The sequence below is a fragment of the Hyphomicrobium sp. CS1BSMeth3 genome (genome assembly GCF_900117415.1).
Classification (GTDB): Bacteria; Pseudomonadota; Alphaproteobacteria; order Rhizobiales; family Hyphomicrobiaceae.
Genome location: NZ_FPEI01000005.1, coordinates 304,668 through 317,597, shown reverse-complemented (window position 1 = coordinate 317,597; position 12,930 = coordinate 304,668). Strand labels below are relative to the sequence as shown.

Annotated in this window: 11 protein-coding genes; 5 read left to right on the top strand and 6 right to left on the bottom strand. The window is 60.9% G+C overall.

The window, feature by feature from the left end; genetic code table 11:
• Window positions 1-325 precede the first annotated feature (325 nt).
• The 5 genes from CS1BSM3_RS10625 to CS1BSM3_RS10605 all read left to right on the top strand — a co-directional run bounded on the left by CS1BSM3_RS10625 (window position 326) and on the right by CS1BSM3_RS10605 (window position 4,029).
• Window positions 326-547 carry a hypothetical protein gene (locus CS1BSM3_RS10625; protein ID WP_143149148.1) on the top strand — a complete coding sequence of 74 codons (222 nt, stop codon included), beginning with the start codon at window positions 326-328 and terminating at the stop codon, window positions 545-547.
• Window positions 548-1,496: 949 nt separating this feature from the next.
• A complete protein-coding gene (locus tag CS1BSM3_RS10620; RefSeq protein ID WP_072387042.1) occupies window positions 1,497-2,195 on the top strand; it encodes a ParA family protein in 699 nt (232 codons plus the stop codon).
• Window positions 2,192-2,578 carry a hypothetical protein gene (locus tag CS1BSM3_RS10615; protein ID WP_072387040.1) on the top strand — a complete coding sequence of 129 codons (387 nt, stop codon included), beginning with the start codon at window positions 2,192-2,194 and terminating at the stop codon, window positions 2,576-2,578. The genes CS1BSM3_RS10620 and CS1BSM3_RS10615 overlap by 4 nt, the downstream gene beginning before the upstream one ends.
• Window positions 2,579-2,820: 242 nt before the next feature.
• Window positions 2,821-3,408, top strand: a complete 588-nt coding sequence (locus CS1BSM3_RS10610; RefSeq protein WP_143149147.1) for a hypothetical protein — start codon at window positions 2,821-2,823, stop codon at window positions 3,406-3,408.
• A 144-nt stretch (window positions 3,409-3,552) separates the two neighbouring features.
• Window positions 3,553-4,029 (top strand): hypothetical protein, encoded by a 477-nt coding sequence (locus tag CS1BSM3_RS10605; protein ID WP_072387036.1) that lies wholly within the window; start codon window positions 3,553-3,555, stop codon window positions 4,027-4,029.
• A gap of 51 nt (window positions 4,030-4,080) precedes the next feature.
• On the opposite strand, the gene CS1BSM3_RS10600 is transcribed toward CS1BSM3_RS10605, so the two are convergent.
• The 6 genes from CS1BSM3_RS10600 to CS1BSM3_RS10575 all read right to left on the bottom strand — a co-directional run bounded on the left by CS1BSM3_RS10600 (window position 4,081) and on the right by CS1BSM3_RS10575 (window position 12,410).
• Entirely contained in the window at window positions 4,081-5,388 is a 1,308-nt protein-coding gene (locus CS1BSM3_RS10600; protein WP_072387035.1) for a tyrosine-type recombinase/integrase, read from the bottom strand.
• 243 nt (window positions 5,389-5,631) lie between these two features.
• Complete coding sequence (locus CS1BSM3_RS10595; protein ID WP_072387034.1) at window positions 5,632-7,353, bottom strand: hypothetical protein; 1,722 nt, start codon at window positions 7,351-7,353, stop codon at window positions 5,632-5,634.
• A 191-nt stretch (window positions 7,354-7,544) separates the two neighbouring features.
• Complete coding sequence (locus CS1BSM3_RS10590) at window positions 7,545-8,525, bottom strand: diacylglycerol/lipid kinase family protein (protein WP_072387033.1); 981 nt, start codon at window positions 8,523-8,525, stop codon at window positions 7,545-7,547.
• Window positions 8,522-10,165, bottom strand: a complete 1,644-nt coding sequence (locus tag CS1BSM3_RS10585; protein WP_072387031.1) for a phosphoethanolamine transferase — start codon at window positions 10,163-10,165, stop codon at window positions 8,522-8,524. The genes CS1BSM3_RS10590 and CS1BSM3_RS10585 overlap by 4 nt, the downstream gene beginning before the upstream one ends.
• Window positions 10,166-10,420: 255 nt before the next feature.
• Entirely contained in the window at window positions 10,421-11,359 is a 939-nt protein-coding gene (locus tag CS1BSM3_RS10580) for a glycosyltransferase family 2 protein (RefSeq protein WP_174263672.1), read from the bottom strand.
• A 34-nt stretch (window positions 11,360-11,393) separates the two neighbouring features.
• Window positions 11,394-12,410 carry a glycosyltransferase family 2 protein gene (locus tag CS1BSM3_RS10575; RefSeq protein WP_244540515.1) on the bottom strand — a complete coding sequence of 339 codons (1,017 nt, stop codon included), beginning with the start codon at window positions 12,408-12,410 and terminating at the stop codon, window positions 11,394-11,396.
• Between the last annotated feature and the right edge of the window lie 520 nt (window positions 12,411-12,930).

Below are 12,930 nucleotides of genomic sequence, written 5' to 3'. Positions count from 1 at the left end.
CACATAAACGGGAGGCGCGGTCACAGAAGCGGGAAACGCCGTCACAAGGTGTCGAAATAATCCGCGCGGTTGCGAGACTTAGCAGGCCTTAAAGACTGGAGAGATTATTTAGAGACTGATTAAAGAAGAAGAAAGACCAACGGCATGAGCAAGGCTTGGGGATAAGTCTGGGGATGTCGGGGTGGATAGCATCGGCTGGGAAGCTTCAAGCGGTGGTTTGGCTTGAAAGGGTCAGGGGTGCGTGTGGATTGGGTGGATAACCCCCTCCCCTGCGCCCGGGTATCCGTCGTCGTGGGTGGGTTTTGAAAGAGGTTTTGAATGGCCGTTGGCCATGATGTTGATTGTGGAGAATGAGATTGCCGAGCGGCCGGTTGTTTTTGTGACGGCGGTTCCCATCGGAGGCCAAGGATTCCAGATACATACTATGGGGCCGGATACGGTGTACGTCGTCGAGGCCGCGGCGCGGTGCGATATGAAAAGTGTGGCGGCGGTTCCGTTCGGCGATGAGGCAATTCAAAGGGATGATGGAGGTTTCCGCTCAGGTTAGCCGTCCGCGACCCTGACCGGTGAGATGAATTGTGGCGTCAGTTCCCGCTCAAATGGCGAGAGTTCAAGCGGTTGGACGGCAGGTGGCGATGCAGGCGTTTCAGTCCCGTGCGATGGGGCAGCGGGAGGATGCGTGGGCAGATCGGGAGCGGAAGTCATTTTGTGGCGGCTGCTCCGGCAGGAGATGAAATGAAACAGGCAGTTGGTCAGATGCCGGTGTGGTGGCGGGCGAATGAGGGCGCGGAAGCACGATAGCCTGAAAGTGTGGCGGCAGTTCCGGGCAATGCCGAGGGAGTACAGGACGTTTGATGGGCCAAGAGAGGGAGAGTGGACATGGGGAAGCCCCCTCCCCTGCCGTGACTGTGTCAGGAAGCGGGAAAGTGTGGCGGCAATTCCGAGCCGGGTGTTGGCGTATCAGAGTGTTAGAAGATGTCAGGGGCCGGAGGGAAGCGCATTGGCGGCGGGATGTTGCCCTGGCGGCGGATGGGGTCTAGTCGCGGCAAGGGTTATTGTCCGATTTGGCAGAGGTTATGGGATTCGCGATGTCCCGGGGTGAATGGTTGGAGAGTTGGGGGTGCCGCGCGGCGTTGGTCTGTATGTACGGAGCTCCGGGCCTATGGATGTCTGCAAGTCCGTAAGTCCGCAGTTACGGAGGCGTGTATGTCCATACCTCCATAGGTTTGGAGGTATGGAGTTACGGATATTCGGGGTTATGGAGGTCCAGACATTCGGAGATACAGAAGTCTGTATTTATGGATATGCGGCAGTGTGGGGCTAAGTGATTGAGATGGTAGAATATACGTAGGTACGTATGTATGGAGATATGGTGTTATGAATATACGGAGATGCGTATGTCTGTAGTGCTGGAAGTCCACACCCCCGTATAACCAGATGCCCATATATATGGCGTTTGACTTGATGGCGCTGAGCGTCTGAGCAACTCTCGGGGCATGACGCAGCAATCCCGACCAGTGATCATCGCATTTGCCTCGCCCAAGGGCGGGGTGGGCAAATCCACGATGTGTGCCTGCCTGGGCGGAGCGCTGGCGGCGCGTGGCTATAGCGTGCTGGTCATGGATCTGGACCAGAACCGGACGCTGGAGCGCTGGGCGCGCTCGTTCCCGGCGGTGTCGGAGATCATGACGGTCGAGGGGCTTGGGGAAGGGGAGTTCATGGAGCGCCTCAAGCACCATTGCGCCACGCGTCAGGGGTTCATCCTCGTGGACGTGGCGGGAGTGTTTCAGAAGACGATGATCCAGGCGGCGACTGTGGCGGATGTCACCATCACGCCGGCGAAGTTGTCGGCGCCGGACGTGATCGAGGCCGTGAAGCTCAGCCGGGAGCTCGGGCAGCTGTCGGTCATGATGGGCAAGAGCATTCGCCATCGTCTGTTGCTGAATGAGGTGTCGTCGCTTTGGCCGACCTATCAGCGCTCGGTGTTGGAGGATGTGAAGCGCTCCGGCGTGCAGGGGATTGGGGTGGCGCTGCAGCACCGGGCTCCGTTTGCCGAGGTGTTCCTTTCGGGGCAGCCGCCGCACTATGCCGACGCGCGGCGGGAGCCGGTGCGCAAGGCGATGGAGCAGCTGGATGCGATGACGGATTGGATCTTGAGGGACATTGGATTTGAGGACGTGAAGGTGGCGGCATGAGCAAAGGCAAGGCTCCGGTGCTGGAACAGATCGACTTCGATCAGGCGGACCGGGTGGTGGATGCGTTTGCGGTGAAACGGAAGGTGCCGAGCATTGTGGCGCCGCCGGAGGAGATGGCTGCTGCTGCCGCACCATCAGGGGCAGTGAAGGCGGTGGAATCGACGGATGCGGTTGCGCCGGCGGAGGGTGTGCACGGGTTGTCACGGGCGCCGCGCAAGTTGACGGTGGTGGTGCCGGAGTATGTGGTTGATCTGCTGCGGGCGAAGGTGGGCAAGGAGCGCTGCACGGTGCGTTATCTGGTTCTGAAGGGGCTGAAGGACAGCAAGTTCGAGATTGATGAGGTGGACTTGTTCCCGGACGGGCGGCGCGAGGTGCGGGGGTGAGGGCCTATTGCCGTATGTCCAGAGGTCCAGACATGCGTATATATGGCAGTCGCAGGGGAGTGACAGGGTTTTGTGGGTGGGCCGGGTGGTCTTGCCGGAAAAAGGGTATTGAGGTTATACGGCGGTGAATTAGGAAAGTTATGTTGATGAGGGGTTTGAAGGGGCGGTCGCTATTGCGAGCGGCACCGGAGCGTTATGCAACCACCGGGTTGGACTGGGGTAATGCTGGTGACTTCCCGCGCATGGCGCAAAATCTCCAACACGTGGTGACGGGTATCCTGGGTCAGATGCAGGTGTGCCGCGATTTTTCGCGCAAGGAGGTGCTGCGCGAGCAGCTTCTGCGTGTCGATACGCGGCTGTTGGTCCTGGAACGGGTGTCCTGGCGTGGTGGGAAGTCGGTGCCGGTGGATGCGAAGGACAGCGTGTGCCGCCTCACGCTCGAGAAGATGGCCGATGCATTCGAGGAGGGGACGGCGGCCTGGCAGGAAGAGGGAGTTGGTGGGAGGCGCGTCCTCGCCGGGGCGATGTTGGAAGTTGCCGTAAGCCATGCCGCTTTGGCCCAGCGGGACGGGCGTCTGGAGCGTTTCGTGCGAGGGCCCTTTGCAGGTCTCGGCGCTTTGGCGGCGTTGGTGGCGGCGGCCGAGGATTTGCTGGAGATGGAAGATCTGCCCCGATTGGGGGAGCTTGTTGCTCTGGCTCGACGCGTGCCGGCGACTGAGGTGCTGGAGAGCGAATGTTTGGCCTGCGATGATTTCCGGGATGCGCTCCTGAAGTTCGAGTACCGGCTGAGGGCGCGGGAAACGGGCAGCATTAGGGAAGCCGGCGGCTAAAGGGGAAAAACTTGGTGTGCTCAGCAGGTTAGGGGAGGTATCGGGTGCGTGACTTGGATTCGCCCAATTTGATGCCCATCTCATGCGGCGCTGGCCGCAGCTGGCGGCGTTGCAGGGAGGCGGGGCGAAGGTCCCTAGGCCCACATGTCCTTCATGAAGGATGTTTCGAGGCGTTTCTTCAAGTCGATTGTCATTAAACTAGTCGTGTTCGGAGCTGTGTTTGCGCCGGTGTTCGTTGAGCCGGCGATGGCGGGTGGCCTCAAATTCAAGGCGGCCAAAGTCCGATTGGGCAAGCTGGAAGTGAAGGTGAGCCCGTTCCCGAGGAAAGTGTCTGACCTGGTTTATGGGTCGAGGGTTTCCGTTCGGCTGAATAACAAGAGCGACGTTGCGAAGGTCGTAAACCGCGTGGATGATCTTCACGCAAAGAAGCGCGAGGCCGTTGACAAGGCTGCGGCGTGGCCAGGGAAGGTCGTCGAAAAGTGGTGGCGAAATCTCTGGCGGGATCTTGAGAACAAAGCCCGGCAGGGCGTTGGCGGCTTGCAGACGGCGCTGCTGCTTCTGATGATGTTCGTGTTCGCTCTTGCGTCTCTGGTGCGCAGCTTCAGGTTTGGCGGGCGCTAAAGAAAATGGCCGCGCGGATGAAGTGTCCGCGCGGCCGCGTTGTTTCAGGCCTTAGAGAGGCGTGATGTCCAGGGACTCACGTGTTGGGGCAGGCAGCAGCTTCCGCTGATTCTTTGCACGCGCGCGGGCAAAGCGGACCGCAATGGAATAGCGGACAATTGGGGCTGAGCGGGCAATCGGAAGGCCGAAACGGCCGCTCCATATGCGGGCGATGTGTGTGCCGGTGGCATCGACCATGGCGGCGGCCGGATCTTTGGCGATGTGGGCATAGCGCGCTGTGGTTTCCGCGTTGGAGTGGCCGAGGGCGCGGCCGAGCACGGGGATGTTTGATCCGGCGAGGGTGATGGCGAACGATGCAAACGAGTGCCTTAGGTCATGAATGCGCACGTTTTCCAGGGCCGCGGCGGTGCGTAGCCCGAACCAGATCTTGGTCAGTCCGACGAAGTGTTGGCCCTTCTTCTTGCCGGGAATGACGTAGGGGTTCTTCTCAAGGCGGGGAACGTGCTTGAGGATGGCGAGGGCGTAGTCGTTGAGGAAGATGTATTTGAAGCCGGTTTTGCTGTCGGGAAGCTGAAGCACCCTGTGCTCCCAGAAGACGTTGTCCCATTGAAGGGTGAGAATCTCATTCAGGCGTGCGCCGGTCACGATGAGGAGGCGAATGGCGAAGGCGGCGTATGTGTTGATTTTGCCGTTGGCTTCCCAAGCGTCGAGAATGTCGCCCAGGCGCTTGAGTTCTTCGCGGGTGAGATAGCGCTCTTTTTTGTTGGACTTGTACCGCTTGATGTCCGGGCAGGGATTGGAGTGCTTGGGGAGGAGCTTCTGCTGCTCGGCCCAGCCGAAGATGGAAGAGAGGCAGGTCAGGGCATTGTTGGCGGCAGTTTTGTGCTCGCGCCACGAGACATGAGCCTTGGCCACGTCCTGCGAGGTAATTTCGTTGATGGCCTTCTTCGCGAAGGCAGGGCGTAGACGCAACTCGATGCAGTCGGTGTAGGTCTCCAAGGTGCGGGATTTGAGGGTGGGGCCGTGGATTTCGAGGAACTGCACCGACAGTTCCTGGAAGGTCATCAGCTTCGCCCGGGCGGCCTCGCGCTCGAGGATGGGGTTGTTGCCGGTCTGTACGCTTTGCAGGAGATGGTTGGCCCGCTCGCGGGCCGTGCTGGGCGTCCAGGGGCTGCCATGCTTGCCGATGGTCATGCGCCGCAGGCGTCCGGCAATGCGGGTGAGCACGAAGTAGGTTGGCGTTGCCGATTTGGATTGCTTGCGGACGCCGAAGCCCTTGAGGAAGGGATCGAAGACTTGGGAGCCGGCGGTGAGGCCATCGACAACGGTATTGGTTATGCGCTTGCGCTCTTTAGTCATGATTGGAAAGGTCCTGGGAGATCAATTTCTAGGTAACACCCAGGTAACATTTTACTTAGAAGTGGGCGGTTTTTTGTCGAACGACTACGTAGGCAGAGTCAGGGAAATCAAGCGGTTAGGTATTGCATGGAAGGGCATGGTAGATAGAAACTCAAATTCCCAAGCTGAATGTCGTCGGTTCGATCCCGATCGCCCGCTCCATCGAAATCTGGAAATGGGTGGGGCTGCAAGCTGCCGCGGCGGCTACTTGGCCTGCGCGCAATCGCGAAAGATCTGCAATTGCTCCTCACTGAAATATTCTATCCGGCGGTTGGCATTGCGATGTGACAGGTGCAGGCACAGGTCCGCAGCGATCGTCTGCGTGTAGTCGCGCGTCACCTCGTTGACTTCCCTCGGTTCGAGATAGCGCCGGTTCTCGCTGACGAATTCGAGGGCTGCTCTGGGGCTCTTGAACAGCAGTCCAGTGAGAAGCGAGCGTCGCTCGGCAGGCGTCATCTCGCTGACCGCCAGCGAGCCGAGTGCGAAGGTCATCCAGCTCTCGGAGGTCTCGCTCCGCTTCACCGCCATCTCGATGAGCCCGCGCATTTCCGCCGGCGTGAACATGCCCTGCAGCTTCTCCTTGGATAGTTTTGCCTGCGCAAAATCGCCGTAGTCGGCGTCGGTGAGCACCTTCCTCATGAGCTCGTCGCGCAGCTCCGTCGAGAAATTCAAGTGGGCGAGGGCCATAAGGGCATACTGTGCCTTCGCCTTCACAATCGCGCCGACGGCGTCGTTCTGGGTATCGGGCGGAAGGCGCTCGCCGAAAAGCTCCAGTGTGCGCACCGCATTCCCGGGGTTGGTCGAAAAGGCTGCGCGCATGCGCGGGGCGAGCTGAACGAGCTCGGCATCGGAGATGCGCAGCGCCACGGCGTGCTCGAGCAGCGTTGCGATGCTTGCCTCGTCGATTGCCTTGGCGCGTAGCACGCGGCGCTGCTCCGACTTCAAGCGAACGACCTTGGAAACGACGGCAGCAGCTTCGTTGCCGCTGTCGGGCGCGGCCGTGATGCGTGCGATCAGTTCGGCAAGCTGATCGTCGCTCAGCCAGTAAGGCCTCTGCGCGACTTGCGAGATCTGCGAGATCGAGACGGCGCCCTCCAGGAGCGTCGCAAAGACCTGGTCCCGCTCGAGCAGAGGAGATTCGGATTGCGTCAGCAGCCGCATCAGGGTGGGCACGTGCCTTTCCTGTATGGCCTCCTTCTCGGTGTAGAACTTGCTCCAGGTCGCACCGAGCGCCGTCGCGTCGTTCTGAGCTATCAGGCTCATCTTGATGGGGCACGCCCCCTGCTCTCCGACGGCGACCCGGCAGATCTTTTCAAGCACGCCCTTGCGGACATCCGGATCATCGATCAGCGCGATGCGAGATGCGCGCGGCTTCCTGGCCTCCTCCTGCAGTATGGCGGCGGCCGCGTTCGAGATCGGATCGAAAAGGTCCTCCTGATGGCGACGAGTGGCGATGTAAGGCTCGGCGTACTTGTAGTCGAGATTGAGGGAGTTCGTGAGGACCGTGCCGGACGCATTGTGCACGATCCTGATGCGGGGGTTGTTGGTCAGCAGCCAGACGTCATAGCCCGGTTGCCGCGCCGCCTCGCTGGCAAGACGGACATGCCCATCTCCGTCGATGAGAGCTGTGGCGTACGGCACCTGAATGGCCGTCGCCCACATCGGAACATAGAACCACGTGACAAAAAGCGTCAGCCACGCGGACGTGGCGATTGTTCGGTCGTCGAACGGCGAGAATATGAGCCTGATCAGGATGGCAAGCGATGCCGTCGTCAGGATGATCGGCCAGAAGTTACCCGCGATGGCAAGCCAGACGCTGCCGGTCCAGCGGAGATACTGCGCAGCACCAAGGCCCAGGAGGCAGGGGAGTATCCCGTAGACGACGGCCCTGGCTGTCCTGCTCTGCCACCTCAGCGGACGCTTCATGTCTCGACCCTTTCGGAAAGGGCTTAGAACCGGCGCGCAATCATACGCCTTTCATTTGGTGTGCGCGATCGCAAGGATCGTGAAAATTGCGCGGCCGCATCAGTTTCTGGGCGAGCGCGCGCGGCGGTCTCCCCAGTGGGCGCGTACGGACGTACCGAAGCACGGCTGAGGCCTGCCAGCTCGAATCCCGGCTAGTCGGCTTGGGTCGGATGTGTCCGCGCCGGCACGATCACCGGCGTCCGGGAAACGTCAGCAACGATCCTGTACGACGGCGAGGCAATCGTCTCGCCATCGATCTGAACGGGGAGCCCTTCCGCATTGAGTATCTCGATCTCGCGCGCCGGCAGCATCTCGATGCTTTTGGCCTTCTCCAGCTTGCCCGCGACCAGATGGAGGAGCTCCACGAGGCGCTGACTGCGGCTTCTCGCGCGGGAGATCACGACGTTGAAACCGGGCGTCAGCGCGTTCGTTCGTTCGGAGAGCAGAAAGTGTCCGCCGTAGCGGGCTGCGTTCGCGACGATGAGCCACGAGGCCTCGCGCACCTTCCCGTCGATCGTCACCGAAAATAAGTGCGGCTCTTGCGCAAGCGCGGTCATGATCGGCCAGCCGAACGCCGGCTTGCCGATCCGCCGCTTAAGTCCGATCGGCAGCCGCGCGACCACCTGGCCATCGAAGCCGGCGCCGAGCATCAGGAGCAGCGGCGCACCATTGACGGCTCCCGTCGAGATGCCGACTACGGGACCATGCAGGAGCATGTGCGCGAGCCCTGCAGCATCCCGGGGCAATTGAAGCTCTTCGGCTAGAACATTGCCCGTGCCAGCCGGAATGAGCCCGAATGGAATGTCGGTCCCTTGCAGCAGCGACACCATGCTGCGCGCAGTACCGTCGCCTCCAGAAGCGACGAGGGCATCATAAGCGCTGATCTGCGAGAGGAAGCTGTCGTCGCTTGCGCCGTTGCCGAGGCAGTGCAGGTCCGCGACAGCACCTGCCTGCTCGAGACGTCGGACCACCTCGCGCGCGAGATTGATACGGTTTCGCCCGGCGACGGGATTGTGGATGATCAGGAAGCGGCGCCGTTGGCGCGTGGGCTCTGCAGGCCCCGTCGCCGTGCTCCGGCTTTTTGCCGGATTGCCGTCGCCGGCTTGATCGACGTCATCGTGCATTGCGGTCATGTGCGGTTCGCGCGACCGTTTCGGCAGTGATGCAGGACATCGAGGCTCGGATCGTACAATCGCGTACGGACAGCGAACATGCCGAGGACGGTGTGAAACAGGTTATCGTGGCTCGCGCGCTTCGTCGCAACAGCCTCCTGCAGACATTCCATGTCCATGCCGAGACGGCCCTGCGCGGAATGCGATGCCCACATGATCATGGGGATGTGGGTCTGCTCCTTCGGCGCCAGGGCACGCGGCATACCATGAAGATAGAGGCCCTTCTCACCCAGGGATTCGCCGTGATCCGAAACGTAGATCATGGCCGTGTCGAAACCCTTCATCTCGACGGCTCCAAGGATTCGAATGAGCTCGGCGAGCACATGATCCGTGTAGAGGATCGTGTTGTCGTAACTGTTGACGATCTGATCGGTTGTGCACTTGCTGAGCTGGCTCGTATCGCACGTCGGTTTGAAGCGGGCGAAGGCCGCCGGCACGCGCTTGAAGTAGGCCGGCCCGTGACTGCCGATCATGTGGAGGACGATGATGCCGCCGCGTTCCATGGCAACAAGGCGCTCCTCCAGTCCATCCAGCAGTACCTCGTCGTGGCTTGTCACGTCTGCGTAGAAGGCTTCGCCCTTTTGGGAGAGCGTCTCCGTGGTCATGCCGTTGCAGACGCCCTTGCAGCCGGATTGATTGTCGCGCCAGAGAACATCGAGCCCGGCGCGTTTCAGTATGTGCAAAAGGTTCTCCTGGCCCGCTGCCTTGGCCACGGTGAACGCCGCTTCGCCGATGCCGGAGAACATGCATGGGACCGATTGGGCAGTATCAGTGCCGCAGGACGAGGCGTGCTTGAGGCTCATCAGGCCGTCGATCCGTGCCAGGCGCGGATTGGTCTCGCGAGCATAGCCGTTGAGCGAGAAATTGGCCGAGCGTGCCGTTTCGCCGACGACGAGGACAGTGACGAGCGGGCGCGTTGCCCCCTGCACCGTCTCTTCACGGTGGGCGTCCTCACCGAAGGTGTTGAACTTGCCTGAGGCCTTTGCCCCCTTGCTCGAGTGGTACTTTCCAAGAGCGGCGAAGACATTCGACGGCACGAGCGTCAGCAGAAGAGCGCGGTTCTCGCGAATCGTGCTCGCGAGGTTCGCGTAGAAGCCAAAAATCAGCGCCGCCGCCACGCCGCACGACATGAGGCCGCGGCCGGTGTTGGACAGCACGGTCTGCGGAAGCGTCGGCCATCGTATGGGGACGATCGAGATGAGGGCGACCGGAATGATGCCCATCAGCAGGATGAAGCCGAAAAGTTGTGCGGTGAGAAACTCTCCCGACTCTTGTGCATTCGTTTCCAGAACGTTGCGCACCATGTTGGCGTCGATCGCCGTCCCGAACTCCTGGATGAAGTAGGCGGCGGACGCCGAGAGAAGGACGAGAACGGCCGCAACGGGTTTCAGCATGTAGGGCAGCGCAGCGGCCGTAAGCACCGCATTGAGCGCGGCGATCAGGATCGTCGCAGAGGCCGCAACGAAAACCCAGTCTGTCACGCCGACAGGCTGAACCACGCCGAGAAGGCGTCCCCAGAACGCGGTATTGAGTCCGGCGACGATGTACAAGGAGACCAGCAGACAAAGCTGACCGGGCGTGATCGTGATGCGACGGGCCATGGGGACACCGCGTGTTGAGGTAACGCGTTTCGCTCGTCACTCTGGGGCGCCGGTGATGTGGGCAGGCAGCCGACGCAGCGATTCACTTGGCGTGGACGATAACACTGAATGGAGAGAAGCTGCATGAGCCTCTAGGTGGAGAAAATGGCAAGAGAAATGCTCGATGCGGGTGCACGGGTCACTATGCGGCCTTCAGCCGCAGACACTCCAAAACAAGCCGCTGCGGCGCAGCAAAGTGCTTGTCGCGCCGATGCATCATTCCCCATCGATCCGGGTGTACGGCTGGGGCACGACGCCGAAAAAGGCAATGATCCCGCCGGCTCCCGACCAGATATTGCGGAGCCCTGCGAAGCCCGTCTGCTTCCCGAGCCGCCGCGAGAAGGGAAGCAGCATCAGACCAAACAGGCCAGTGGCCGCGCCGCGCACAATCCGCCGCACGCCCTTCGAGCCGTGGACAAACAATGCCGACCACCGGCCCTTACGGTTGATATGGCTCTCCGTCGCGTTGGCTGCGACGCGCAGCGCGCGTGCAAGCTGCCAGCCCACAGTCTGGCGATTGGCCAGAACGACCTCGCTCACGACCGCCTCGCTCGCCCAGCACAGGATCCAGCCGGCTTCCGCCACGCGGTAGAAGAAATCGGAATCTTCCCCGCCCGAGAACCGCATGCCTTCATCGAAGCGCAAGCCACTTCGCGCGATGGCCGCTTTCATCATCACGTTGTTCGTGAAAGCCGTCTCCAATCGCGTCCCGGATGCTCGCTTCTTGATCGTTGACCTCGGGGCCCAATCAGGAAGCTCGGGACCGTATCGATAGTCGACCGGCCCCTGGAGCACGTCTGCGCCATGGCGTCTGCTGTTGTCGAGCATAGCGACGAGCCAATTGGGCGCGGCCTCTTCATCGTCGTCGAGGAAGGCGATCCAGTCGGGCTCAAGCTCGAGGGCGGCGTCGACCGAGCGGTTGCGCGCAATCGGAATGCCGAGCCGCGGCTCGTGGACGTACACGATCTGCCAAGCTGGCGGCGCGCGCCGCGCAATTCCGTCGACGAGGTCCTGACAGGATGGCGTCCCATTGTTCTCCACGACCACTGCTGCGACCTGAACGTTCTCAGGAAGCTCGAGGGCCTGCAGAGAGGCCAAGCAGCGCTGCAACAGGAGCGGCCGCTCCCGCGTGCAGAGGGCAATGACGACTTTCACGCTCACTCCCGTCGGTAGCGTGATCTGCGAGCCCCTATCGGCAGATGGGAGCAGATTCCGCTACACCGAAATCACTGTGGGCCTTGCCGGAAAGCAAACGTCGCCGGAGCCGAAAACGCTCTCGGCGGCCGCTCAAATACTTTGGGATAAGGCGGGACAGCGGCGGCGGCGGTGGCGTGAGTTCCCGTAGGGCCAGATCATAGTCGAGCTGTATCTGGCGAAAGTTCATCGCTTTCGCAAGTGCAACCATGTGACGTGCAATCAGATAGTCGCGGAAGCGCAATTCCTCGCTCCCGTAAATCGGATGTCGGGCAATGAAAGTCAGCAAGGCCGGGAAGTACGTGGTGCGGTCGGAGGAAATGCCGTCCGCCTGCCAGCGCTTGTGCCACAGCGGGGTGGCTATTGTCGCTCCCTTGGAATGCCGCGCGACGCGCATGACGAGATCGCGGTCCTCCATCCACCTGAGGGCGGGATCAAATCCGCCTACCTGGGTGAGTGCTTCCTTCCGAAAGGTGAGACCCGAGGTCGTTGGTTCGAGCACGTATCGTGCCGCCAGGCGTGCAAGCTCTGCCCCCTCGTAAAGACGGCGAGGCATGCGGAAGTGGGTCTGCTTTGTCCTTTTCTCCGTCGTGAAGGCCGACAGGACGATCCCGACGCTTGGGTGCTTTCGCAGGATGGCGAGCGGCTCTCGAAGCCGACCGGGCAGATAGATGTCATCGGAATCGAGGAACGCAACGTATGGCGCGCGCGCCTGCGAGATGCCTATGTTTCGGGCGACATTCGCGCCCGAGTTCTCGGGAAGGCGCACCACGAAAAGGCGTGGGTCGCGAATGCTCTCCAACACGGCGCTCGTCTGATCTGTCGAACCATCGTCGATGACGATGAGCTCAAAGACTTCTTCGTCGAGGGCGAGCACGCTCTCGAGCGTCTGCCGAATGACTGGCCCCCTATTATACGTCGGGAGCACAATGCTTATCGTCGGCGTGGCAACATCAGCCACACGCTTATGAACGACGTCCAAATCCGTCAATATATTGCTGCTTCGTGCCATAGCCATTCAGTTTGCATCGTTGAGCCATAAGAACACATCGCGCTGGAGTGAAGCTTGAAAAGAATGAGGTTCAGAAACATTGGATCATAAAAAAACAGCCCAGTGATCTTAGGCGCCCGTGCACGGAGCGTAACCATGTCGGATGCCACTATCCACAGCATTGTCCACTTGACATTTGGCGTTTCTCCAAACGCCTCGAGCTCAGGTGGTGCGGTGATTGAAATCGCTCAAGAATGCTCTGCCCAAGGTTGAGCGGAGCTAAGAGGTTCATGCACCTCTGTTGCGTGGAAACCTCATCGAGGGCAGAGTGCGTCCTGCCATAAAGCATGGCGATCGCTGCAAGCGGCGACGGCTATTCCCAAAGGGGCCTCGCACGCCCCCATATCGAGGATCTCGACGCCTCCTCGATGGTGATGCGCGCTCTTGATAAGGTTGACTGAGCCAAAGCTGGCTGAATAGCCGTCAGATAATCCGCGATTATCTTAGAAAATCAATAGTCGATGGTGCCCAGGGGCGGAAT